20 protein-coding genes are annotated in these 24393 nt (G+C 70.3%); 8 read left to right on the forward strand and 12 right to left on the reverse strand.

Annotation, left to right across the window (positions count from 1 at the left end):
- Nucleotides 1–19 precede the first annotated feature (19 nt).
- The gene (purD, locus tag BJ980_RS10120; protein WP_179502172.1) at nt 20–1288 is read right to left on the reverse strand and encodes a phosphoribosylamine--glycine ligase; all 1269 of its coding nucleotides are present in this window, start codon (nt 1286–1288) and stop codon (nt 20–22) included.
- A 73-nt stretch (nt 1289–1361) separates the two neighbouring features.
- Here purD and BJ980_RS10125 point away from each other — a divergent pair, with 73 nt between their 5' ends.
- From BJ980_RS10125 to BJ980_RS10135, 4 genes are read left to right on the forward strand one after another with little or no spacing between them, the layout of a single operon-like run.
- A complete protein-coding gene (locus tag BJ980_RS10125; protein WP_179502173.1) occupies nt 1362–2207 on the forward strand; it encodes a hypothetical protein in 846 nt (281 codons plus the stop codon).
- Complete coding sequence (locus BJ980_RS19285; RefSeq protein WP_281363722.1) at nt 2204–2326, forward strand: hypothetical protein; 123 nt, start codon at nt 2204–2206, stop codon at nt 2324–2326. The genes BJ980_RS10125 and BJ980_RS19285 overlap by 4 nt, the downstream gene beginning before the upstream one ends.
- Nucleotides 2323–4065, forward strand: a complete 1743-nt coding sequence (locus BJ980_RS10130; protein ID WP_179502174.1) for a serine/threonine protein kinase — start codon at nt 2323–2325, stop codon at nt 4063–4065. Before BJ980_RS19285 ends, BJ980_RS10130 begins: the two co-directional genes overlap by 4 nt.
- Nucleotides 4062–6359 carry a serine/threonine-protein kinase gene (locus tag BJ980_RS10135; protein WP_179502175.1) on the forward strand — a complete coding sequence of 766 codons (2298 nt, stop codon included), beginning with the start codon at nt 4062–4064 and terminating at the stop codon, nt 6357–6359. Before BJ980_RS10130 ends, BJ980_RS10135 begins: the two co-directional genes overlap by 4 nt.
- 48 nt (nt 6360–6407) lie before the next feature.
- Here BJ980_RS10135 and BJ980_RS10140 read toward each other — a convergent pair whose 3' ends face one another.
- Complete coding sequence (locus BJ980_RS10140) at nt 6408–7700, reverse strand: adenylosuccinate synthase (protein ID WP_179502176.1); 1293 nt, start codon at nt 7698–7700, stop codon at nt 6408–6410.
- 165 nt (nt 7701–7865) lie between these two features.
- On the opposite strand from BJ980_RS10140, the gene BJ980_RS10145 reads away from it, so the two are divergent.
- On the forward strand, nt 7866–8774 hold the full coding sequence (locus BJ980_RS10145) for a diacylglycerol/lipid kinase family protein (protein ID WP_343047771.1): 909 nt from the start codon (nt 7866–7868) through the stop codon (nt 8772–8774).
- Nucleotides 8775–8823: 49 nt separating this feature from the next.
- On the opposite strand, the gene BJ980_RS10150 is transcribed toward BJ980_RS10145, so the two are convergent.
- On the reverse strand, nt 8824–10440 hold the full coding sequence (locus tag BJ980_RS10150; protein WP_179502177.1) for an AMP-binding protein: 1617 nt from the start codon (nt 10438–10440) through the stop codon (nt 8824–8826).
- Nucleotides 10441–10498: 58 nt separating this feature from the next.
- Between BJ980_RS10150 and lysS the strand changes: the two genes are divergently transcribed.
- Nucleotides 10499–12196, forward strand: coding sequence for a lysine--tRNA ligase (gene lysS, locus BJ980_RS10155; RefSeq protein WP_179502178.1), 1698 nt, complete (start codon nt 10499–10501; stop codon nt 12194–12196).
- Between the two features lie 34 nt (nt 12197–12230).
- Nucleotides 12231–12449, forward strand: a complete 219-nt coding sequence (locus BJ980_RS10160; protein ID WP_179502179.1) for a hypothetical protein — start codon at nt 12231–12233, stop codon at nt 12447–12449.
- A gap of 15 nt (nt 12450–12464) precedes the next feature.
- Here the strand turns inward: BJ980_RS10160 and BJ980_RS10165 are convergent, their stop codons facing one another.
- From BJ980_RS10165 to BJ980_RS10175, 3 genes are all read right to left on the reverse strand, one after another.
- The gene (locus tag BJ980_RS10165) at nt 12465–12878 is read right to left on the reverse strand and encodes a DUF3151 domain-containing protein (RefSeq protein ID WP_179502180.1); all 414 of its coding nucleotides are present in this window, start codon (nt 12876–12878) and stop codon (nt 12465–12467) included.
- Nucleotides 12879–13104: 226 nt separating this feature from the next.
- A complete protein-coding gene (locus BJ980_RS10170; protein WP_179502181.1) occupies nt 13105–13422 on the reverse strand; it encodes a winged helix-turn-helix domain-containing protein in 318 nt (105 codons plus the stop codon).
- Complete coding sequence (locus BJ980_RS10175; protein WP_179502182.1) at nt 13415–13936, reverse strand: hypothetical protein; 522 nt, start codon at nt 13934–13936, stop codon at nt 13415–13417. The genes BJ980_RS10170 and BJ980_RS10175 overlap by 8 nt, the downstream gene beginning before the upstream one ends.
- A 91-nt stretch (nt 13937–14027) precedes the next feature.
- Between BJ980_RS10175 and BJ980_RS10180 the strand changes: the two genes are divergently transcribed.
- Nucleotides 14028–15530 (forward strand): DHA2 family efflux MFS transporter permease subunit, encoded by a 1503-nt coding sequence (locus BJ980_RS10180; protein ID WP_343047772.1) that lies wholly within the window; start codon nt 14028–14030, stop codon nt 15528–15530.
- Between the two features lie 170 nt (nt 15531–15700).
- On the opposite strand, the gene fbaA is transcribed toward BJ980_RS10180, so the two are convergent.
- Genes fbaA through BJ980_RS10210 form a run of 6 tightly spaced genes read right to left on the reverse strand, consistent with a single transcriptional unit; the run spans nt 15701 to nt 24389 of the window.
- Nucleotides 15701–16735 (reverse strand): class II fructose-bisphosphate aldolase, encoded by a 1035-nt coding sequence (gene fbaA / locus BJ980_RS10185; protein ID WP_179502184.1) that lies wholly within the window; start codon nt 16733–16735, stop codon nt 15701–15703.
- A 41-nt stretch (nt 16736–16776) separates the two neighbouring features.
- The gene (locus BJ980_RS10190) at nt 16777–18444 is read right to left on the reverse strand and encodes a protein kinase domain-containing protein (RefSeq protein WP_179502185.1); all 1668 of its coding nucleotides are present in this window, start codon (nt 18442–18444) and stop codon (nt 16777–16779) included.
- Nucleotides 18441–19889, reverse strand: coding sequence for an FHA domain-containing protein (locus BJ980_RS19450; RefSeq protein ID WP_179502186.1), 1449 nt, complete (start codon nt 19887–19889; stop codon nt 18441–18443). The genes BJ980_RS10190 and BJ980_RS19450 overlap by 4 nt, the downstream gene beginning before the upstream one ends.
- On the reverse strand, nt 19886–20749 hold the full coding sequence (locus BJ980_RS10200; protein ID WP_179502187.1) for a PP2C family protein-serine/threonine phosphatase: 864 nt from the start codon (nt 20747–20749) through the stop codon (nt 19886–19888). The genes BJ980_RS19450 and BJ980_RS10200 overlap by 4 nt, the downstream gene beginning before the upstream one ends.
- A gap of 2 nt (nt 20750–20751) precedes the next feature.
- On the reverse strand, nt 20752–23148 hold the full coding sequence (locus BJ980_RS10205; RefSeq protein ID WP_179502188.1) for a transglutaminase-like domain-containing protein: 2397 nt from the start codon (nt 23146–23148) through the stop codon (nt 20752–20754).
- Nucleotides 23145–24389, reverse strand: a complete 1245-nt coding sequence (locus BJ980_RS10210) for a DUF58 domain-containing protein (RefSeq protein WP_179502189.1) — start codon at nt 24387–24389, stop codon at nt 23145–23147. Before BJ980_RS10210 ends, BJ980_RS10205 begins: the two co-directional genes overlap by 4 nt.
- Nucleotides 24390–24393 lie beyond the last annotated feature (4 nt).

The raw sequence follows: 24393 nt of genomic DNA on the forward strand, positions 1-24393 counted from the left end.
CTGCCCGTTGATCAGGCCCCTAGCCCAGGATCGAGGCGCCCTCGACCACGCCGAGCGGTTCGGCGGCGATGTCCGAGCGACGCTGCATCCCGTCGAACCGGATCAGCTCGGCTGCGCGATAGACACGGGCCCGGGCATCGGCGACGTCAGCACCCACGGCACGCACGGCGAGCACGCGTCCGCCTGCGGTCACCAGCGAGCCGTCCGCGATCGCCGTACCGGCATGGATCACGTCGACGTCCTCGACGGCCTCCGCGTCCTCGACCCCGGAGATGACGTCGCCCTTGGACGAGGACTCCGGATAGCCGGCGGACGCCAGCACCACCGTCACCGAGGCCTGGTCACGGAAGCGTGGCGCGTCGATCTCGGCGAGGCGACCGTTAGCCGCAGCCAGCAACAGCTCACCCAGACCGGAGTCGAGGGCGGCCAGCACCGGCTGGATGTCGGGGTCGCCGAACCGCACGTTGAACTCGATCACCCGCGGCCCCGTCTCGGTGAGCGCGAGACCGACGTAGAGGCAGCCGCGGAACGGCGTGCCACGCTGTGCCATCTCATCCAGGGTGGGCCCGACGACGGTGACCATCACCTGCTCCGCCAGGTCGGCCGGCGCCCAGGTCAACGGCGAGTAGGACCCCATCCCACCGGTGTTCGCGCCGCGGCCGCCGTCGAATATGCGCTTGAAGTCCTGTGCCGGACGCAGCGGGTGTGCCGTGGCGCCGTCGCAGACCGCGAAGAGCGATACCTCCGGGCCGTCGAGGAACTCCTCGATGACGACGGTGCCGCAGGTCGCGGCGTGGGCCAGGGCCTCGGCGCGATCGGCGGTGACCACGACGCCCTTGCCCGCTGCCAGGGAGTCGTCCTTGACGACGTAGGGCGCACCGAACTCGTCGAGTGCCGCAGCCACCTGCTCAGGCGTCGTGCAGGTGAACGAGCGCGCCGTCGGCACACCGGCGGCGGCCATCACGTCCTTGCTGAACGCCTTGGATCCTTCGAGCTGCGCAGCCGCGGCGGTGGGCCCGAAGACGGCGATGCCGCGACCGGTCACGGCATCGGCGACGCCAGCCACCAGGGGCGCCTCGGGACCGACCACGACGAGGTCCACGCCGAGACGCTCGGCCAGGTCGGCCACCGCCGCACCGTCCATCGGGTCGACCTCGTGCAGCGTGGCCACCGCGGCGATGCCGGGGTTGCCCGGAGCAGCGTGCACCTGCGTGACGGACGGGTCCTGGGCGAGTGCCTTGGCGAGCGCGTGCTCGCGGCCACCGGTTCCGATCACGAGAGTCTTCACGGGCGTCGATCCTAACGGCCTCGGCGTGGATCAGGTGTACGGCGTTCACCTGTGCGGCAAGATGACCCCTGACATGGCCATCCCACATTCCTCCGGCACTCATCTGCCACCGTCGTCAGGCACACCCTCAGGTGGGCCCGACCCGCGTGGGGCACAGTCGATCCTGCTCAGGGTGCTGGGCGCCCTGACCGTGCTCATGCTGGTGACAGCCGTGGCCGTGGCGGTGATCGTCCAGCTCAACGAGAAGGATTTCGAGCCCAAGGGCGCGGACCCGTTGGAGACGGCGAAGCGTCAGGCGTCCGTCCTCCAGGGCGCTGCAGGCGACGCGTTCCCGAACAACACCCGGATCCGACCGGCGGCGGCGACTTCGTGGAGCGTTCAGCCGGAGAACTTGGTCGACGGCAAGCCCAGGTTCCTGCCCCAGGAGAAATGGGTGGAGTCGGCGACCGCCTGGTCGGTGCGCGCCTTCGAGGGTGACCGCGAGTTCACGATCCACGTCTCCCAGCAACCACCGGACGACAACGGCGCGTTCGCCTGGGACTGTGGCGAGTTCACCGAGCCCGGAATGGCGGAGTGTGAGGAGTTCAGCGCCCGCACCGATGGGCGCCGTGGTGTCGCGGTCTGGTTCTTCAACGGTGACCGCGACCTGATGACGCATCGCGTGGTCGTGCTGGCAGACCCTGATGCCGGCAAGCCGGAGGTGGTGGCCTCGGAGACCATCGCCAATCTGCCGCCCGGCACCGACTACGAGGAGATCAAGGGACAGTTCCGGCTCAGCCTGGTCGAGATGAAGGCGATCGTGGAGGACCCCGATCTGGCCTTCCCCCCGGCGGCCGAGGAGCCCGCACTTCCGAGCTATTCGACCTGCACGCACGGGTTCGGCACCCCGCCGCCGACCTGCCCCGAGGGGCTCAAGTGAGCCAGTCCCCCACTCCTGGCGGACGGTTCGGCACCCGTCTGACCGAGGACCGGATCGGGAGGGTCGGCGTGGGCTTCGACGTTCGCACCCAGGGCGTCGAGCGGAGCGGACTCCCATGAAGACCGGGGATGTGGTCGCTGGCCACCGACTCGAGCAACGGCTCATGCCGGCGACGGCCGGAGTGGAGACCTGGGGTGCCACGGAGCTGCGGCTGCAGCGTCGCGTCGACCTGGTGCTGACAGTGGCCGGGGCCGGTCCTGACGAGGAGGCCGCCTTCACTGCCCTGGCCAACGCTGTGGCCCGGGTCGACTCGCCCCACGTCCCCTCGGTGCTGGCGAGTGGACGCGCCGGGGACCGGCTGTTTCTCTCCACCCGTCATGTCGACGGGGACCCGATCGGCGACCTGATCGCGGCCCGGGGCCCGCTGCCTCACGAATCGGCCGCTGCGGTCGTGGCTCAGGTCGCCCTGGCCCTGGCCGCGCTCCACGAGGCCGGGGTGGTCCACGGTCGTGTGGAGCCGGGGTCGGTGCTGGTGCGCGACCCCGACGTTGTTCCCCCGTTCGTGCTGTTGTCGGCGACCGCAGCCCTGGTCGAACCCGAGGCCCGCACCGCGGCAGACCCGCTGGGATTCCTCGCACCCGAGCGACTCAACGGCGCGGCCCCGTCCGCTGCCACCGACCTCTATGCACTCGGGTGTGTGTTCTGGGCCTGCCTGACCGGTCGTCCGCCGTGGCAGGGCAGCGATCTGTCGGTCGCGCAAGCACATTTGAACGCACCGATCCCGCGCCTCGTGGGCGACTCGGCAGACGTACGTCGTGCGAACGCCGTTCTGTCGGGCTGCCTGGCCAAGGACCCGGCCGAACGCTTCGCGAGCGCGCGCGAGGTGGCCATGCTTCTGCAGCGCAACGGCCAGCTCCACGCGCAGCCGACGGCCGCAGCGCAGCCCAGGACCCCCGCGCCGCCCACGGCCCCCGCGCCGCCCACGGCCCCCGCGCAGCCCACGCCCCCCGCGATGGGGCCGGCACCGTATGCCGCGTCGGCCCCCACCCGTGAGCCGAGGCCGGATGGCGCGCCGCACCCACCGCCGGCCCAGCGCCGGCGCGGGACCCGGGTAGGGCTCGTCATCGCCGCAGCCGTCGTGCTGATCGGCGGGCTGATCGGCGCAGTGGTGACCGCGGTGGTCGTGTGGGGCCCCCGCGATGGCACTCCTGGACCAGCCACCGAGGGGGACGTCTATGACAACCCGACCGCGCAACTGCTGAAGGAGGTCGCACAGGAGGCCTTCCCCGAAAAGACCGTGCTGGGGGACGCCTACTCACGCTCCTGGAGCACCGAACCCGGCAACATCGTCGACGGATTGCCCCGCAAACTGGAGGCGGACGAGTGGGACACCGGGAACTGGTGGTCGCAGCCGGGCAGTCTCGAGGGGACCGATCACGAGTTCAACCTGACCGTCGCCCATGCCCCGCCGGACGTGGCGCCGTTGGAGTGCCGAAACAGCACGATCGACAAGGATCACACCTGCGAGGAGTTCACCTCCGAGTCCGGCACCGTGCTGACCGACACGTGGACCCGGATCAATCCCAGCGGGACGGTCGTGCACATGGTCACCCTCCCGCCCGACCCGACGACGGGCAGACCGGAGGTGACCTTCACCGAGGTGATCAACGACCTCCCAGTGGCACTCACCCTGGCGGAGGCGAAGCAGGAGGCGATCGTGGACCGCGAGGCAATGGCAACCGTCGTCGACCGCGACGACCTCCAACTCCCCCTCCCCAATCCTCCGCCCCTGCCGAGCTATGACGCCTGTACCTTCACACCCGACACCACAGCGGGCTGCCCGAAGGGTCTGCTATGAGCGACGTCTTCCCCCAGCCCGGTGAGCAGTTCGGCCGCTACCGCATCGATCGCCAGATCGGCTTCGGCGGGATGGGCGTGGTCTACGCCGCCACCGACACGACCTTCGGCCGGGACGTCGCGCTCAAGGTGATCTCCGCGCGACTGGCCGGCTCCGACGAGTTCCGGAGACGTTTCCACCGCGAGGCGGCAATCCTGGCCAGGCTCGACTCACCACATGTGATCACCATCTTCGACCACGCCGAGCAGGACGGCACCCCCTACATCTCGACCCAGTTCATCGGCGGTGGAGACGTCGGCGAACTCCTCCGTCGCGGCGGACCACTGCCGGCGACCGTCGCCTGCCGGATCGCTGCTCAGGTCGCGGACGCGCTCCACGACGCTCACCGCGCAGGCGTCGTGCACCGCGACGTGAAGCCCGGCAATGTGCTGCTGCGTGACGGGGATCTGGCCAACCCACACGCCTACCTGTGCGACTTCGGGATCGCTCAGGCCGACAGTGAGGGTTTCACCTTGACCGGTTCGGTCTCCGGCACCTGGGCCTATCTCGCCCCCGAACGCGGACACGGCGGCCCGGGCACCCCGAGCAGCGACATCTATGCCTTGGGTTGCCTGCTGTGGGCGATGCTGGTCGGGACCACGCCGTACGTCGGCTCCGATCTCGAGGTCGCCCTCGCCCACCAACAGGCACCGGTGCCTCAACTGGCCGGTCACGACTCGTTCACCGCCGGCCTGAACACCGTCCTGGCCCGGTCGATGGCCAAGGACCCCAGCCAGCGCTACCCGAACGCCGCCGCGATGCGGGACGGCCTGGCCCGCCTGGGGCCACCCAGCGCACAGGTCTCCCCCGCCACCGCCGTCACGACCGCGGGCGGCCTGTCGGCCCTACCCGCAAACCGGCCGCAGAAGAGAATCGGCGCCGGCACGTCACCGTCCACCGGCGCCGCCCGCCGCAACCGCAGGCGGGGCGCCGCGGTGGCCGGCGTCCTCGCCCTGATCATCGCCGCGAGTGGTGTCACGTGGGCGCTGTCGACCACGCCGTGGCGGGACCAGGGCCGGACGACCGACCAGAGCGCGCGAGACGTCGACGCTCCCTCGCGCACTTCGGGCGGGGCACCAGTGACCTCCGACTTCGACGGCGACGGGTACGGCGACGTGTTGGCCAGTTATTGGACTCCGACCGACGAGACCGGTGTCGATCCCACGACACAACTGTTCCTGCACCACTCCGACGGCACGAAGCTGGACATGGAGCCCGCCCGGGCCGGAGCGTCCGACTCCGGGTCGCGGCTTCCCACGCTCGACCCCGGGGGCCAGCTGCTGGTCGCGAACTTCGACGACGATCCGCAGGCCGAGCCCTACTTGGTCCGGGAATCGGTCGAGCGCAAGGGCATCATCGAATTCATCCCGGCCGACGGCAGCGGGGTCGAGTTCGCGTTGCGGCTGCCCGCGGACACCTTCTTCCTCGGCGCCCATGCCGGCGACTTCACCGGGGACGGGGCCACGGACATCGCGTTGGCCTACGGCGGCACAAGCGGCGACTTCCGACGGCACGACGGAGCCGGGAAGATCGCGGTCTGGACCAACCTGGACCTCGATCGCGAGGACGGCGCCCCACGCTTCATGCCAGCCGAGGACGGCTCCGAGGCACCCGACGTCTGGCTGTCCGCGGAGGCCTGGGCTTCCGGGACACTGTCCGGGTCGGGCGGCGAGAACTTCATCGTCGGTGACTATGACGGAGACGGACGCGACGACCTGGCCCGCGTGACCCCCGGCGACTGGGACGAGTCGAAGAAGGGCACCAAGACCGACTCGACCGCGCAGCTGCTCATCTCCGACGCGGCAACTTTCCGGGTGGTCGGGAAGCCGCGCAAGGTCGCCGACGCCGGCGTCGGCCTGGCTCGGTCCGGTGACTTCGACGGGGACGGTCAGGACGAGCTCGCCTTTGCTCCCGGCGAGACCGACGGGCCGGTCATCCGGGTGCTGAGGGCGAGCGACACGGGGTGGAGCGCCGCGAAGGCCTGGGGACAGAGCCCGGGCAACCGCGAAGACCAGCTGGGCTTCAAGTATCCCGGGGTGAACGGGGCCTCCGTGACTGACGTCAACGGGGACGGCAAGGACGACGTCGCCGTGCTCTATGCGTTGTTCGGAGCGACGGCCGGGCCTGATGCAGTCACCGCTGCGATCTATGTCTGGATCTCCGAGGGCGAGCGCTTCGCCGCGCCCACCTCCTGGCTCGACGTCGAGGGCCTCAACCCCGGCGACATCGGCACCAGGCAGAGCGTGCAGGAGTAGCCCGCACCGTCAGGTCGACCCGGGGCCCCGGCCGGTGCACTCCTCGGCTCAGCCGTTGACGACGATCGTCTGCTCGCGGCCCGGGCCCACGCCGACACCCCAGAACGGGGCGCCGCTGAGCTCCTCGAGCGCCTTGACGTAGGCCTGCGCCTGCGTCGGCAGCTCCTCGAAGGTGCGGCATCCGGAGATGTCGGACTTCCAGCCCTCGAAGGTCTCGAAGATCGGCTTGGCGTGGTGGAACTCGGTCTGCGTCATCGGCATCTCGTCGACCCGCTTGCCGTCGATCTCATAGGCGACACAGACCGGGATCTCGTCCCAGTCGCCGAGGATGTCGAGCTTGGTCAGGAAGAACTCGGTCAGGCCGTTGATGCGAGCCGCATAACGCGCGATCACCGAGTCGTACCAGCCGCAGCGCCGGGTGCGACCGGTGGAGACACCGATCTCCCCGCCGAGGGTCTGCAGCCGGGTGCCGTTCTCGTCGAAGAGCTCGGTCGGGAACGGACCCGAGCCGACGCGGGTGGTGTAGGCCTTGATCACGCCGATCACCCGGTCGATGCGGGTCGGACCGACCCCGGCACCGGTGCAGACGCCGCCGGCGACCGGGCTCGAGCTGGTCACGAACGGGTAGGTGCCGTTGTCGACGTCGAGCATCGTGGCCTGGGCGCCCTCGAACAGGACGGTCTTGCCCTCGTCGAGCGCCCGGTTGAGCATCAGCGACGTGTCGGCGACCATCGGCCGCAGGCGGTCGGCGTACTGCAGGAGCTCCTCGAGCACCGCGTCCACCTCGACCGCGCGCCGGTTGTAGACCTTGGTGAGCAGCTGGTTGCGGATCTCGAGGGCTCCCTCGATCTTCGCGGTGAGGATCTTCTCGTCGAAGAGGTCGGCGACGCGGATGCCGAGGCGGTTCACCTTGTCGGCGTACGCCGGCCCGATGCCGCGGCCGGTCGTGCCGATGTTGTTCTTGCCCAGGAAGCGCTCGGTGACCTTGTCGATGGTGGTGTGGTAGCTCGCGATGACGTGGGCGTTCGCGCTGACCACCAGCCGGTCCTCGACCCCCTCGACACCGCGCTCGATCAGGCCGTCGAGCTCGCGGAAGAGTGCCTCCGGCGAGACCACGACGCCGTTGGCGATCACGCTCTTCGCGCCGGGCGTCAGGATGCCGCTGGGCAGCAGGTGGGTGGCGAACTTCTCGCCGTTGACCACGATGGTGTGGCCGGCGTTGTGGCCGCCGCTGGTGCGCACCACGAAGTCGATTGCGGTGTCCTGGGTGGCGAGCAGGTCGGTCGCCTTGCCCTTGCCTTCATCGCCCCACTGGGCTCCGAGAACAACGATTGCGGGCATGGGTCACGCTCCATCCAGATCGGGCCCCGGGGATCCGTGTGGGGCTTCGGTCGTCCGTCGCGGCTCATCAGGAGCCGAAACATGACAACAGCCCGTCAGCGACGCAAGTGCTGATCGGGCTCTTGCAACCACACGCTACCAAACAAGGGGGTACTGTCGCGGATCGTGGATCCACTTCTGGTCATCACCAACTCCGATGCAGGCAGCGCCGACGAGGCGAGCCTCGAGGCGGCCCTCGACGTCCTTCGCGACTCGACGTCCGTCGAGGTGGCGGCCACCAGCAACCCCGGTGAGCTCGACGGCGTGCTGCACCGCGCAGCGTCGCGTCGCATCGTCGTGGCCGGTGGTGACGGGAGCATCCACGCAGTCGTCGCGGCCCTGCACCGGCGGCACGAGCTCGAGGGCCGGGTGCTCGGCCTCATCCCCCTCGGCACCGGCAACGACTTCGCCCGCGGGAACGACATCCCGATGGATCCGGCCGAGGCCGCGAAGGTCGTCCTGCACGGGACCCCGACCCCGACCGACCTGCTGGTCGACGAGTTCGGCGACATCGTCGTCAACAACGTGCACGTGGGCGCCTCCGCCCAGGCCGGTCGACTCGGCGCCGGCGTGAAGTCGGTGCTGGGCAAGGTGCGGATCGGCCCGATCGGGCTGGGCAAGCTCGGCTACCCGATCGGTGCCGCGATGGCGGCGCTGCGCCCGCACGTCGTACGCCTCAAGGTCGAGGTCGACGGCGAGGTCATCAACGACTTCGACTCCCGGGTGCTGATGGTCGCCGTCGGCAACTCCTCCGACGTCGGGGGCGGGACCACGCTCAACCCGGACGCCGACCCGACCGACGGCCAGATCGACGTGATGGTCTCGCGCGCGGTCGGGCAGCTCTCCCGGCTCAGCTTCGCGGCGCTGTTGTCCCGCGGGGAGCACGAGGACCACGAGGACGTGGTCAGCGTGCGCGGCACCACCGTGACGATCACCGGCGAGCCGTTCTGGGCCAGCGCCGACGGCGAGATCTCCGGCCCGGAGACCCGCCGGACGTGGCACGTGGAGCCCGGGGCCTACCGACTCACCCGCTGAGCCGGCCCAACCGTCAGCCCAGCCGTCAGCCCAGACGCCAACACAGCCCTCAGCCCAGGCCGAGCTCGCGCGAGGTGACCTCGCGCATCTCCACCTTGCGGACCTTGCCGGTCACGGTCATCGGGAACTCGTCGACGACCAGCACGTAGCGCGGGATCTTGAAGTGGGCGAGCTTGCCGGTGGCGAAGGCGCGCACCGCGGCGGCATCGAGCGGATCGGCGCCGGCACGCAGGCGGACCCAGGCGCAGAGCTCCTCGCCATACTTCGCGTCCGGCACCCCGATCACCTGCACGTCCTCGATGTCGGGATGGGTGTAGAGGAACTCCTCGATCTCGCGGGGATAGACGTTCTCGCCACCGCGGATCACCATGTCCTTGATCCGCCCGACGATGTTGCAGTAGCCGTCCTCGCGCATCTCGGCCAGGTCTCCGGTGTGCATCCAGCCGTCCGCGTCGATCGCCTCGGCCGTCCTCTCCGGGTCCTGCCAGTAACCGAGCATCACCGAGTAGCCACGGGTGCACAGCTCGCCGGGCATGCCGCGGGGCACCGTGTCACCGGTGACCGGGTCGACCACCTTCAACTCCACGTGCGGATGCACCCGACCGATCGTGGCCGTACGACGGTCCAGGTCGTCGTCGGCGCGGGTCTGGCAGGAGACCGGGCTGGTCTCGGTCATCCCGTAGGCGATCGACACCTGCTCCATGTGCATGTCGTTGATGCAGTGCTTCATCACCTCCACCGGACAGATCGAACCCGCCATGATCCCGGTGCGCAGGGTGGACAGGTCGCGCTCGGCGAAGCTCGGGTCGTTCTGCATCGCGATGAACATCGTGGGCACGCCGTAGACGGCACTGGCCTTCTCGTCCTCGATGGTTGCGAGCGTCACCGCCGGGTCGAAGGCAGGGGCGGGGATGATCATCGTCGCGCCGTGACTGACGCAGCCGAGGTTGGCCATCACCATCCCGAAGCAGTGGTAGAAGGGCACCGGGATGACCAGTCGGTCCTCGTGGGTGAAGTTGATCAGCTCGGTGGTGAAGTAGCCGTTGTTGAGGATGTTGCGGTGGCTGAGCGTGGCGCCCTTGGGGCGGCCGGTGGTGCCGGAGGTGTACTGGATGTTGATCGCATCATCCGGGGTCAGCGAGCCAGCGCGCTCGATCAGCTGCTCCTGGCTGACCTGGTCGGCCTCGGCCAGCAGCGCATCCCAGTCGTCGGTCCCGATGAACACGGTGCGGGCCAGGGTCGGGGTCTCGGGTGCGGACTCGGAGACCATCGCCCGATAGTCGGCCGTCTTGTGCTCGACGGCCGAGATCAGCAGGCACACGCCGCTCTGGTTGATCGCATAGGCGAACTCATGGGTGCGATAGGCCGGGTTGATGTTGACCAGGATCGCGCCGATCCGCGCCGCCGCGAACTGGGTCAGGGTCCACTGCGCACAGTTGGGCGCCCAGATCCCGACCCGGTCACCCACGTCCACACCCGCTGCCATCAACGCTCTCGCCAGTCGGTCCACGTCCGTGTCGAACTCGCGCCAGGTCCACCGTGTTCCGCTGGCCACCTCGACCAGGGCCTCGCGATCCGGGTGGGCGGCGACCGTGCGGGCCAAGGTGGCACCGATGGTCTCGTCGAGCAGGGGGACGTCGGTCTCACCACGAGCAAGGGACTCCATGCACCGAGATTGCCAGAGACTCAGATCACACACCAGCCACCCGCGATAGCGTGGCCGCATGGCACGAGGACAGCAGCAGACCCCCGCGGACTGGGTGACCAGGGCCGCCGACGACGCGATTCGCCATGCAGGTGAAGGCGCCACCAAGATCACCGTCGCCTCCGGCGCCAGTCCCTCGGGCCCGATCCACCTGGGCAACCTGCGCGAGTTCCTGACCGTCCACTTCGTCGCCGAGGAGCTGCGCGGCCGCGGGCTCGACGTACGCCACCTGCACTCGTGGGACGACTATGACCGCTTCCGCAAGGTGCCGGCCGGTGTCGACGAGTCGTGGAGCGAGCACATCGGCCGCCCGCTCTCCGCGGTCCCGGATCCGTGGGAGTGCCACGACTCGTGGGCCACGCACTTCAAGGAGCCGCTGCAGGCCGCGCTGGCGGAGATGGGCGTCGAGATGGAGGAGATCTCGCAGACCGCGATGTACCAGTCCGGCGCCTATCGCAAGCAGATCCTCACCGCGATCCGCAACCGCGAGCTGATCGAGAAGGTGCTCGCTCGCTATCGCACCAAGGCCGCTCCCCCGGTGGCCGAGTCCGAGCAGGAGGCAGCCGCGCTCGAGGACTCGGTGACCGCCGACGACGAGCCGACCGGCGACGACCTGCTGGCCAGGTTCCCCTACAAGCCCTGGTGCCGTGCCTGTGGTCGGGACACCACCACGGTCACCGGCTACGACGACGAGTCCACCGACCTCGCCTACGTCTGCCAGGCCTGCTCCTTCGAGGGCATCACCAACGTGGCCACCCAGGACGAGGGCAAGCTGGTCTGGAAGATCGACTGGCCGATGCGCTGGGCCTTCGAGGGCGTCAACTTCGAGCCCGGCGGCGTCGACCACGCCTCGCCCGGCTCCTCCTACACGGTGGGCAAGGAACTGGTGAAGGCCGTGTACGGCGGCCGCGCGCCCTCGTTCGTCGGCTATTCGTTCGTCGGTGTCGCGGGGATGGCGAAGATGTCCTCCTCCAAGGGCGGCGTGCCCACCGCGGCCGACGCGCTCAAGGTGCTCGAGGCCCCGATCCTGCGCTGGCTCTACGTCCGCCGGCAGCCCAAGCAGGCCTTCAACGTCGAGTTCGGACCCGACGTGGTCCGGCTCTACGACGAGTGGGACGCGCTGGCCCGCAAGGCGGCCAACCCCGACAAGCGCGACGCCCAGGTGCTGGCCTTCGAGCGCGCCAGCGCGACGGTCTCCGCCGGCACCCTGCCCACGCCGAAGGTCGTCGTACCGTTCCGGACGCTGGCCTCCGTCGCCGACGTCACCGCCGGCTCGGCGGACCTGATCAGCCAGGTCATCTCGCGCGTCGGCAATCCCCACGACTCGGTCGACGACCTGCAGCCGCGCCTGGACCGGGCGATGCAGTGGACCGCGGAGTTCGTCCCGGTCGAGGACCGTACGACGGTCCGCACCGCCCCGGACGCCGCGCGGTTGGCCGCGCTCAGCGAGAACGAGGCCGAGTGGATCCGGTTGCTGCTGGACAACCTGCCGGGCTCGCTCGAGCTCGACGAGGTCACCGCGGTGGTCTACGGCGTGCCGAAGCTGGCTCGCGGGCTGGCCATCGAGGATGCGCCGACCGGCGAGGTGAAGGCCGACCAGAAGGCGTTCTTCACGCTGCTCTACAACCTGCTCGTCGACAAGGACAAGGGCCCGCGGCTGCCCACGCTGATCGTGGCGCTCGGCGCGGAGAAGGTGCGTTCCCTGCTGGGTGGCTGAGTCCGGGTCCGGTTTGATCTGCCGGACCGGCGTCATGGATGCCGGTCTCGGCCGTTCCACCACCATGAGCGCGAACAATGCCGGACACCGGGCCGACTGCCGACCCGCACTCAACCCGTTCGTGGCCGGTGCCGCGGATCGGCGGGGTGAGGGCCGTCACCGAGCGTGGTGGGCGCCCGTGGGCACGCCCGCACTCGCCCTGGGAATCGCCGCACTGGTGCTGGCGATCGTGCTGGCCCTGCTCACCCGCTGATCCGCAGCCGACGACTCAGCCGAGCAGCTCGTCGTACGCCGTCTGGCTGGAGTCCTTGAGGAACGTCGAGCAGCGCTCCCACTCGGGCTCCTCGCCGATCGCCTTGGCGCTGGAGGCGAGCAGGGCGAGGGCGCGCAGGAAGCCGCGGTTCGGCTCGTGCTCCCACGGCACCGGTCCGTGACCCTTCCAACCGTTGCGGCGGAGCATGTCCAGCGAGCGGTGGTAGCCGACCCGGGCGTAGGCATATACCGAGACGTCGTCGGCGCCCTGCTCCTTGGCCTCGGCGGCAAGTGCGGCCCAGGCGGCCGGCGACTCGGGGTGACGACGTACGACGTCACTCGGCGCGGTGCCGGCCTCGAGCTCGGCGGCGGCGGGGTCAACGGGCAGGTGCGTGGGCGGGGGTCCCGCCATCAGGTCGATGTGGCTCATGGGCCCAGCCTGCCATGCGACGCCTGGTGCGGTCGCGGGGTGTCGTCCCCTGCGCGACACTCGGCAGACCGCCCAGGCGTTGGAACCAACGCTAGTCAGCGCTGGTGGCGATTTTTGCCGTTCGGGCGGAGTCCGAACAACTCCGAACAGCCCGTCACGCTCAGTCCGGACGGATTTCTCGCCCAGTTCTCGCCCGGGTCCGGGCCGGTCTTCGCTCAGTCCTGGCTCAGTCCTGCGTCGGGCCGCCCCCGGAGGCGAGGCGCTGGAGCTCGAGGACGTGCCCGGCGAAGGCGTCACGTCCCGCCTTCGTCAGGCGCGCCCAGGTCCTCACCCTGCCCTCGCCGGTGGGCTTGGTGATCGTCACGTAGCCCGCGTCGGCCAGCACCTTGAGGTGCTTGCTCGCCACCGAGTCAGCGACCCGCAGCGAGTCCCGGATGGTTGCGAACTCGGCTCGGTCTACCGTGTTCAGCAGTGCGCAGATCTGGAGGCGGTTGGGGGCGTGGATCAGTTCGTCGAACCTGGGTCCGGGGGGCGTCTCAGTCATGGGTGCCCGCGCCTGGGGTGCCCGCTCCTGGGGTGCCCGCTCCTGGGGTGCCCGCCCGGAGGTCGGCACGCAGGGCAGCGTCGTAGCCCCGGCCGATGACCACCGTGAAGCAGAAGATGACGAGCGCGGTACCGAAGACCCAAGGATCGCCAGGCTGGGTGATCAGGAGCCAGAGCAGCGGGGCGACCAGGCCGACCATCATCACCACCATCATCGCCTTGCTTCGACGGCCCAGGGGCTTGGTCACGGCGATGCCGGTGCGATGCGCATAGTAGGTCGTCAGGCCGAGGCTGCCCAGGATGACGCCGAGCGCAGCCAGGATGCGCAGGGGTGAGCCGTGGAAGCGCTCGAGGCCGTAGAACAGAACCATCACGGCCATCAGCAGGCCGAGCACCGGGTGGTAGTACCACGGCGTCACCAGCCGGTCAGCCAGTCCGGCGCGGGCCGCGCCGATCGACGCGAGTGCCGCCCTGGCCTGCTCTTCGTGGACCGGTGGCCGACTTTCGTTTTCCATGTCGGAAACTCAATCACTTTCCAACACGGAAAGCAAGAGCCGCACACATTCTGGGGAATGGTTAGTCAGTGCAAGGGTGTTGACTGTCTTCGTGACAACGACACCACCCGGACCGGGCACGCAGACGACTTCCGCTGCGACAGTGGAGGGCGAGGGCACCAGCCCCTGGCCGGCACTCTTCGCGCTCTGCATGGGCTTCTTCATGATCCTCGTCGACATGACGATCGTGACCGTCGCGACGCCCGACATCATGCGTGAGCTGGACGCCGAGGTGAACTCGGTCGTCTGGGTGACCAGCGCCTACCTGTTGGCCTATGCGGTGCCGGTGCTGATCACCGGCCGGCTCGGCGACCGGTTCGGGCCCAAGCGGCTCTACCTCACCGGGCTGACCGTGTTCACCCTCGCCTCCCTGTGGTGCGGGCTGACCGGCACTGTTGAGGACCTGATCGCGGCGCGCACCTTCCAGGGCTTCGGCGCCGCGATGATGGCTCCGCAGACGATGGCGATCATCACCCGGATCTTCCCGGCCGCCCGCCGCGGCCAAGCGATGTCCCTGTGGGGCGCGACTGCCGGAGTGGCGACGCTGGTCGGCCCGATCCTCGGTGGCGTCCTGGTCGGTTCTCTCGGCTGGGAGTGGGTCTTCTTCGTCAACATCCCGTTCGGGATCGTCGCCTTCTTCCTGGCGATGAAGCTCGTCCCCTCCCTGCCGACCCACCAGCACTCCTTCGACTGGCTGGGCGTGGCGCTCTCCGGGGTCGGCATGTTCTGCCTGGTCTTCGGCATCCAGGAGGGCCACCAGTACGACTGGGGCACGATCACCGGCGTGATCACCGTGTGGCGGCTGATCATCCTCGGTCTGGTCGTGCTGGCGATCTTCCTGTTCTGGCAGTCGCGCAACCGGAAGGAGCCGCTGGTGCCGCTGCGACTCTTCCGGGACCGCAACTTCTCGGTCTCCAACGTGGCGATCTCCACGATGTCGTTCGCGATCACCGCGATCGGCTTCCCGTTCATGCTCTATGCCCAACTGGTGCTCGGGATGAGCCCGACCGAGGCTGCGATGCTGCTGGTCCCGATGGCGATCATGAGCATCGTGCTGGCCCCGCCGGTGGGCAAGCTGATCGACCGGGTGCACCCGCGCAACATCACCACGATCGGCTTCCTGGCCGCCGCCGGAGGACTCCTGTGGACCTCGCTCATGATGGAGCCCGGCGCCTCCGCCTGGGACTTCGTCCTGCCGATGGCGCTGCTCGGCGCGGGCAGTGCGGCTGTCTGGGCACCTCTGACCGCCACCGCGACCCGCAACCTGCCGCTGAACCTCGCCGGCGCCGGTGCCGGTGTCTACAACACCACGCGCCAGGTCGGCGCGGTGCTCGGTTCTGCAGCCATCGCGGTGCTGATGGATGCCCGTCTGGCCAAGCACCTTCCCGGAGTCTCGGCCAGCCCCGAGGCCTCGATGGGCCAGGCACTGCCGTCGGCGGTGCACGATCCCTTCAGCCTGGCGATGTCCGACGCGATGCTCCTGCCCCCGGCAATGCTCCTGGTCGGACTCGTGGCGGTGCTGTTCTTCACCGCGCCCACGCACGACCGCACCTGAGGCAGCACCCACCCACGCGCCGGACGCCTGGCACGCGCCACCAAGCCCATGTAACGCGCGGGCGCGGCGGGACCCCGAAACACCTCGACCCGGCAGTGTTGACGCAGTGACATCAGCCCGGAGGCCGTCCGGGTTCGATGCGCGGCGCCGGGGGCGCGTACGGGGATGGGTCAGGCGGAGAGCGAGGTGCCAGCCGAGCTCAGGTTCTCGCACGCCTCGACGATGCGGGCGGCCATCCCGGCCTCGGCGGCCTTGCCCCAGGCACGCGGGTCATAGGCCTTCTTGTTGCCGACCTCCCCGTCGATCTTCAGCACACCGTCGTAGTTGGCGAACATGTGGGCAGCGGCCGGGCGGGTGAAGGCATATTGCGTGTCGGTGTCCACGTTCATCTTGACCACACCGAAGTCGACCGCCGCGGCGATCTCCTCGGCGCTCGATCCGGAGCCCCCGTGGAAGACCAGGTCGAACGGCTTGGAGCCGGCCGGGAGTCCGAGCTGCGAGGCGACCGCGTCCTGGGCAGTACGCAGGATCTCGGGACGCAGCTTCACGTTGCCGGGCTTGTAGACGCCGTGGACGTTGCCGAAGGTCAGCGCGGTCATGTAGCGGCCCTTCTCGCCGGCACCGAGCGCGGCAACGGTCGCGAGCGCGTCCTCGGGGGTCGTGTAGAGCTGGTCGTTGATCTCGTTGGCGACACCGTCCTCCTCGCCACCGACGACACCGATCTCCACCTCGAGGATGATCTTCGCGGCGGCGCAGGCGGCCAGCAGCTCCTCGGCGATCTGGAGGTTCTCCTCCAGCGGCACGGCCGAGCCGTCCCACATGTGCGACTGGAACAGCGGTGCCTCGCCGCGGGCCACGCGCTCGGCAGAGATCGCGAGCAGCGGGCGGACGAAGCCGTCCAGCTTGTCCTTGGGGCAGTGGTCGGTGTGCAGTGCGATGTTGACCGGGTAGTTCTTCGCGACCTCGGCCGCGTAGGCGGCAAAGGCGACCGAGCCGGTGATCATGTCCTTCACGGACGGGCCGGAGAGATACTCGGCGCCACCGGTCGAGACCTGGATGATCCCGTCCGAGCCGGCGTCGGCGAAGCCCTTGAGTGCCGCGTTCAGGGTCTGCGACGACGAGACGTTGATCGCCGGGTAGGCGAAGGACTTGGCCTTGGCCGCATCCAACATCTCGGCGTAGACCTCGGGGGTGGCGATGGGCATCGAATTGTCTCCTCAAGTCACAGCACAGGTCGGGCGCCAGCCTAGCCTGCGCCGAGGTCGCACTTCAGGACCGGCTCGGACTGCTGCGATGCGCGCACCGTCCGCACCGTCACGCACGCCTCGCCGTCGCTCGGCAGCACGATCTTCGTCGTCTTGCTCTCGACCGCGCCCTTCGGCGACAGGTCGAGGGCGGCCGGGTCCTGCTGCAGGTGCAGCAGATAGGTGTCGCCGTCCTGGGGGTCCGGGTTGGTCCAGCTCACCGTCAACGAAGACGCCTCCCGCTGGACCACGACGTCGGTGGGCTCCAGGGGCCCGGCAGGACCGATCGGGTCGACCGGGTCGGCCTTCCGCTCCGGTGCCGTCGGTTGATCGGTGGCATCCGGTGAGCGGGTACCGAACCAGATCGCCACGCCCGCGACGATGGCGATCACGACCAGCCCGACGAGGATCGCGAGCACCCGGCTGCGCGGCGCCGGCGCGCCGGGCACACCAGATGCATCGTGGGCGCCGGGTGAACCGTGTGCCCCTTGGACCCCGCGCGAGCCAAAGCCCCCGGGTGCCGAAGCAGCAGGCGGTACGTCGTAACGCGGCGTACCCGGTCCCGTGCCGGCCCCGGTCGGTTCCTGGGTGGGCCGCGCGCGCAGCCGCGTTGCGTCGTTCTCCGGCAACGGAAGGGAGGACTCGGACGCGTCCCATCCCGGCTCGGGCGGTGGCATTGCCGGAGCGGCCGGGAGCGGCGTACCCCAACCGGGTCGAGCCGCGGCCGGCGCCTCAGGATCGATGGAGACGAACCCACTGACCCGGGTGCCGCTCGGCGCGTCCTCCTCCAGCGCCTCGACCTGCTGGTCGAGGACGTCGATCGTGGTCACCGACTGGTGCAGCTCGGCCTGGATGCCCTGCAGCGCCCGGGCGAAGGACAGCGCCGTGTCATAGCGCTCGTGCGGCGACTTGGCCATCGCGGTGCGCAGTGCCCGCTCGAGCGATTCCGGTACGTCGTGGCGACGGCTCGGCGCGAGCGGCATGCTCCGGACCCGCGCACTCATCGACACCGAGTCGTTGGCGCCCCCGGCGACGTGGAACGGGGAGTGCCCGACCAAGGAGGCCCACAGCGTCGCGGCGATCGCGTAGACGTCGCTGCTCGGCCCCATCGGCACACCGGCGCTCAACTGCTCCGGTGGGGCCCACGGCACCGAGACGCCGATGCCCTCGCCGGCGCCGGCACGTCCGGTGGTGACCGAGATGCCGAAGTCGGTCAGCGCGGGCCGACCGAACTCGGTGAACAGGATGTTGGCCGGCTTGATGTCGCGGTGCAGGATCCCCAGCCGGTGCGCGGTCTCGACCGCGCCGCAGAGCTGGATGGTCACGTCCAGCGCCTTGCCCACCGAGAGCGGCTTCTGCCGCATCCGGGCAGCCAGGTGCGGGGGTGGGCAGTGCTCCATCACCAGGAACGGCCGGCCGTCCAGGGTGGTCCCGGCCTGGTAGACGCTGACGATCGCCGGATGGTTCGACAGCTGCGCCATCACGTTGGCCTCGACGGCGAAGGAGGCCTGGACGTCATCGTGGATGTCGGTCAACAGCACCTTGACCGCGACCTTGCGGCCGAGGCCGAGCTGTTCGTACTGATAGACGTCGGAGAACCCTCCGCTGCCCAGCATCTTCACGAACTCGAAGCCGGGCAGGATCGGCGGCGGACCGCTCGGTCGGCTCACGGCAGCTCCTCGAATCTCAGGTGCACCCCGTGGCCGAGGTCGAGCACGTCCCCGGGCACCAGCAGGTGCGATGTGTCGGACAGCCGGAAGGGCGGTCGCCCGTTGCGGCGCAGGAACGTCCCGTTCGTCGACCCCAGGTCGACCGCCAGCACGTTCCAGTCCTCGATCCGCAGCGCCACGTGGCTCGAGGAGATGTGCGGGTGCGGGAGCTTCATTAGCCGCGGTGCCTCGGTGCCGGTGAACCTGGCGGCCTGCGGGGCGCGCCCGATCACCACCGGTCCGGTCAGCGGCAAGGACTCACCGGACACCGCGATCACCGTGCCCAGCGCTGGCCTGGGCACTCGGGTCGGGGCTGCGCCCAGCGCGACACCGCAGACCCGGCAGGTGGGACGTTGCGGCGGGTTGGCGTGGCCGGAGCTGCAGAGTACGGCGAGCAGCTGCCCGGCTCCCGGTGCTCCCGGTGGCGTAGTCGCAACTGGTCCGGGCGCCGGACGAGCCGGTGCACCCGAGCCTTCGGCACCCGACGCGGCCCGTTCCCCGGGCGGACGGGCGATGGTCTCGCCGTCGTGGTCGCCGGACCACTGGGTCTCCAGCTCGAGCGATGGCGAGTGGGCCGAGGCGGGGTCGAATGGCGGAGGCGGTGGAGTCGATGCGGCCGGGGGCATCGACGAGACCGGCGTGGCCGATGAGGTCGATGAGGTCGATGAGGTCGACAACGGGACGGAGCGGGACGAGGCAGGCCCCGTCGACGAGCTGGACGGGCCGGTCCGCACGAAGCCGGGCACCTCGGAGATGAAGTCCGGACGGACAGGCGGCTGGGGATCCGGCGCGGAGCCGGGCGCAGCACCAGCCGGGCCAACACGAGCTGAGCCGGCACCGGGCACACCGGAACCTGACGGGACACCCACCGAACCAGCACCAGCCGAGCCACCCACCGCGCCCAGCGCGATGGTCCCAGCCGGGACCACGCCCGAGGCAAGCACCAGACCCGCAGCGTTTCCCGCCTCACGCACCCCGACTGGTCCCGCCGCGGGGCCAGCTACGGGGCCAGCCACCGACAGCACCACGCCGGTCGCCCGGCGTACCCGCTTCTCGGCCCAGGTGGTCACGCCCTCCCCGGAGACTTCGACCTGTTCGCCCTGCGCGCGGGCATGCACCCGGAACCGGCCGCGGGCCGCGAGCTGGGCGTCCGCGCCGAGGGTGCCGGCAGCGGGTCCGGAGGAGACCGCCACCGCGAAGTCCGGTAGCCCGAGCAGGCCGTTGCCGACCACCTCGGCCAACAGGGTCAGGAAGTCGCCGAGCTGCTCGACTCCCGCAGGCCCTGCTCCCGCGGCCCGCTCCCAGAGCAGGTTCACGGTGGCCGCCTCGATCCGTGCGTCGAGCAGCGCGATCCCCGACGGCCAGGCCAGGCCGTGGTGCTCGCCGAGGGTCCAGGTCGAGGTCACGCGTCCACCCCGAGTCCCGGAGCCGGAACGTTCGGCCGGGTGTGACCGCCGAGCGGGTCGGTCCAGTCGGCCAGCTCCGGCGAGGCGGCCGCGACGGTGACGGCGTCGATCACGACGGCCGTGACATTGTCCCGCCCACCCGAGCGGACGGCTGCGGCGACGAGCTCCTCGGCCGCCGCACCGGCGTCCTCGTAGGCCATCAGCAGAGCGGTGATCAGCGGATCGCTGAGCTCCCCGGTCAGTCCGTCCGAGCAGATCAGGATCCGATCCCCCACCCGCGCCGGGACCAGCCACTGGTCCGGGTCGGGGGTGGAGTGCAGACCGGCCCCGATGGCCTTGGTGATGGCGTGCGCGTCACCGTGCAGCTCGGCCTCGGCAGTGCTGAGTCCCTGCTCGATCAGTCCCTGCAGCTCGGAGTGGTCCACGCTGACCTGGCTGAGCGTCTCGCCACGCAAGAGGTAGGTCCGTGAGTCGCCGATGTTGAAGACCAGCCACGAGGGCACGCCGTCGTGGTCGGCCAAGGCAACGCCGGACACGGTGGCACCGGGGGCTCCCACACCAGCAGCACGTCCGTCACCGGGTGCCAGCGCACGCACCTCCTGGCCGGCCGCCGCGACGGCGGCTCCGAGCACCTGCGGCGTGGCCCACCTGGACCACGGCGCGTCGCGGAAAGCTGCCACCACCAGGTCGGCGGCGAGCCGGCCGTCGCGATGACCACCCATCCCGTCGGCGACCAGGAAGACCGGATCGCGCACCAGGTACGCGTCCTGGTTCTCCTCCCGGACCGCGCCGACATCACTGGCGGCCCCGGAGCACACGTCGAGGATCACCGCGCTCACCGACCCACTGTCTGGTGCCATCCCTACCGCCTCGCTGCCTGTTCCTGGCGCCGCGCCCTGCGCCCGGCCACCAGGGAGCGCAGCGAGAACCGCGCGCGCAGCCGCTGCCACATGCTCGCATTCTCGTGGAACTCACCGCGCAGGCTGTCGACCGCGGTCCAGACCGCCTCCACCTCCACGTCGGTCGGCTCGGGCACTCCGAAGACGTGCGAGTCGACCCGGTTGGCCATGGTGAGTCCCGAACCGGTCGGGATCCGGTCACCGAGGGTCATCGCGGCCTCGACTCGGGTGGCCTGCGGGGGTACGTCGTGCCCGAGGTCGGTGGCCAGGTCGACCACCTCGGACCAGCCACCGCTGATCCGGTCGGCCGGCCTGGGCGCCGTACGGCGTCGTTTGCGCCGGCGCATCTTGAGCCAGGCGATCAACACGAACGGCAGGAGCAGCAGGGCCAACACCCCGACGCCGAGCAGCACCCACTTCACGATCGTCGCGACGGCACCGGCGTCGTCCTTGTGATCGACCTCGGACTCGGCGCGCGGCGGCTCGCGTGGGTCACGCTCCTCTGGGATGTCCGGGGGCGGCAGCACCTGCGGCTCGTTGCGCGGGTTCGGCTCCGGGGTGTTCACCTCGGGGGTCTGGTCCTCGGGCGGGGTGGGGTCGAAGGTCACCCAACCGACGTCCTCGAAGCGCACCTCGACCCAGGCGTGCGCGTCGTCACCGGTGATCGCCACCGGGACATTGCCGGCATCCGAGCCCTTGTCCGGGTAGAACCCCATCACCACCCGTGCGGGCAGGTCGAGCTCGCGGGCCATCAGCGCGAAGGCGACGGCATATTGCTCGTCGTCGCCGATCATCTGCTTCGACTTCCCCTCGAGCAGCTGGGCGATGCGGGTGATCGTGTGACCGGCGTACGACGGGATGCCCTCGTCGGTGCCGTTGGCGAAGAAGCCGTCCTGCCGGAAGGTGCTCTCGATCTGGCGCAGCTGCTCCAGCGGGGTGACCGCGTCCGCCACGAAGTCGGCCAGCGTGTTGCCGACCGCGTCCACCCGGGCCGGGCTGCGCGGGATCCGGAACGAGCTGTCGGGCACGAGGTCGAGCGGCAGGTCCTTGCCGAGTGCGGCGTCCTGCACCGGCGTGCGCGCCAGGTCGACGGCGTACGTCGTCCCCTCCTCGACGCCGGCCGTGGTCAGGGCCGTGCCCGTCGCGGGGTTGTGGAACAGTCCCGCCTCCAAGCGCTCGGCCCCGTCGCTCGTGAAGTCGACGCCGCGCAGGTCACCGCCACCCGGCAGCCAGACGCCGGAGTAGTTCTCGATGCTGAACGTGACCCGGTCGATGGCGGCCTGCTCGTCGGAGAACTCGCCGGGCAGGATCGTCTCGCCGGCGTGGGAGAACGCAGCCGAAGACTCGCTCACGCTGTAGACGTCACCGTCATAGACGTCCATCGCCGCCAGCCGGACCCGGGCACCGTCGGGCAGCCCCTGCACGGTGAAGAGGGTCTCCTCCTCGAGCGTTGCGGAGAGGTGGCGGAACAGGGTCAGCGGACTGGGATGCTCGCGCAGGTCGAGCGGCGGGACGATGTGGTCGCGCAGGACGTTGCGGTCCGGGTGCGGAGCCAGCCAGGCCAACGAGCCAACGACGACTGCCGAGGCAGCCAGCAGGGCAGCTCCGGCGAGGGCCGCTTGCCGGAGTCGCGGCACCCGGGTGTGGCGGGCGGACCGGCCGAAGATCGCGTGCGCGCGCGGGTCACCGAGCTGGGAGCGCCACGAGGTCCACACCAGCGCGACCGCCGCGAACAACACCCCTTGCAGCGTGGCAAGCGGGGCGGAGTGGGAGCCCCACAGGATGCCGACCAGGAGCAGCACGCTCGGCGCGGCCAGGCCGACGAGCAGCACCCAGCGCAGCGTGACGAGGCGCAGTACGGCGCTCGTGGCGATGGTGGCCGTCACGAGCGCGCTGAGGAACGGGACCACCGCGGGGCCGTCGAACTGTCCTGCAGGCAGGGCGACGGTGAGCAGGTCACGCCAGCCCTGCCACGACAACAAGGTGAGCCGTTGGACGGTCTCGATGGTGGGCACGAAGCCGGCGATCGTCGTCGACGGCAGGGCCAGCGCACCACCAAGCAGGAGATAGCCGACCATCGCAACGAGCAGGGTGCCCAGCCGGCTCCACTTCCGCCACGCCGCCAGCACCCCGATCGTGATCCCGAGGAGCACTCCGCCGAGGGCGGCCAGGTGGCCGTGATGGCCGCCGAACACCGGCCCGAACCCGATCGCACCGAGGCTGAGGAGCACCGCGACGGCGGCCACGTCGACCGCGCCACGGCGTACGGTCGGGGACTGCCACGGCGCCGCCCGGCGGGTGGTTCCGCCGGTGAACGCGGAGCGGGAGTGGTCGACGTGTGCGTGGGTCCCGGTGCTCATCGCAGGCTCCGCACAGCGCGGGGCAGGGCGCGGACGTCGGGCACGTCGAGGACGGTGAGGTCACCGATTCGGCGATGTGCCAGCGGTGAGCCGGCGTCGCAGCGCACCGCGAAGCTGGACACCGACGGCGGTAGGGCCTTGTCGGCGCCGCGCAGGTCGCGCAGGTCGCAGCGGGCTCCGGCAAGAAGCGCGACCACCGAGGCGTGCGGTACAGCGCCGATCGCCCGGGCGGCCAGGTCGCGCAGGGTCATCTGGTGGGAGGCGGGCTCGAGCTCGGCCAGGCGGTCCAGCATCAAGGGGCCCGTCGAGGAGACGAGCAGGCCCGAGGACGTGTAGATGCTGACCTGCCGCTCGAGGGAGAACGCATGCCGGCCCAGGGAGGCGGCCACCGAGATGGCTGACTCGAAGTCGGCCTCGTCGGCGTGGTCGTCCAGGTGTGTCGGCAGCACCACCAGCAGGTGGGCGCGCCGGGTCTCCTCGAACTGGCGCACCATCAGGCGACCGACCCGGGCCGTGGTGCGCCAGTGGATCGCGCGCCGGTCGTCGCCGGGCTGATATTCGCGCAGCGCGTGGAAGGACACGTCGCTCGAGGAGAGCTCCTGGGTGGTCACGCCCTCGATGTCGCGGATGAACCCGGTGCTGTCGTTGGCCAGCGGGACCGTCACCGGGTGCACGTGGAGCTCGACGGAGTCGGCCCATCGCTGGGTGCGACGCAGCAGTCCCAGCGGGTCGCTGCGCACGGAGGCGACCGGGCCGATGGTGATCACGCCGCGGCGACGGGTGGGCACGTCGAAGAGCTGCTCGTGCTCCTCGTCGCGGGCCAGGCTGGGCAGCATGAAGTGGGCCCGGCCCTTGCCGACGTTGAGCTCGATCCGGGTCGGGAAGAGCGCTCGCCGTCCGCGGTTGCGGATCACGACCCGACCGCTGGCCGTCTCACCGGCCACGACGCGTTGGCGGTGCAGGTCGAAGTCGACCTCGTAGCTGGTCCGGCCCAGCACCCACACCAGGGCGAGCAGCAGCAGGACCAGGCAGACCAGGCCGAGGACGCGCAGCTCGGTCCAGCCCTGGCTGAAACCGAGAACGATGCCCAGCACGGCAGCCACGATCGCCACCCAGCCGGCGGGCGCGACCCACTCGTTGGCACGCCCCGTCACGCCAGCGACCCGGGCGCGCGCGGGCGCCAGGTCGGGGCGCGGGATCCGGTCGAGGATGCTCGCGCGGGCGCTCTGGGCGATGCTCATCGGT

Source organism: Nocardioides daedukensis (genome assembly GCF_013408415.1).
Classification (GTDB): Bacteria; Actinomycetota; Actinomycetes; order Propionibacteriales; family Nocardioidaceae; genus Nocardioides; species Nocardioides daedukensis.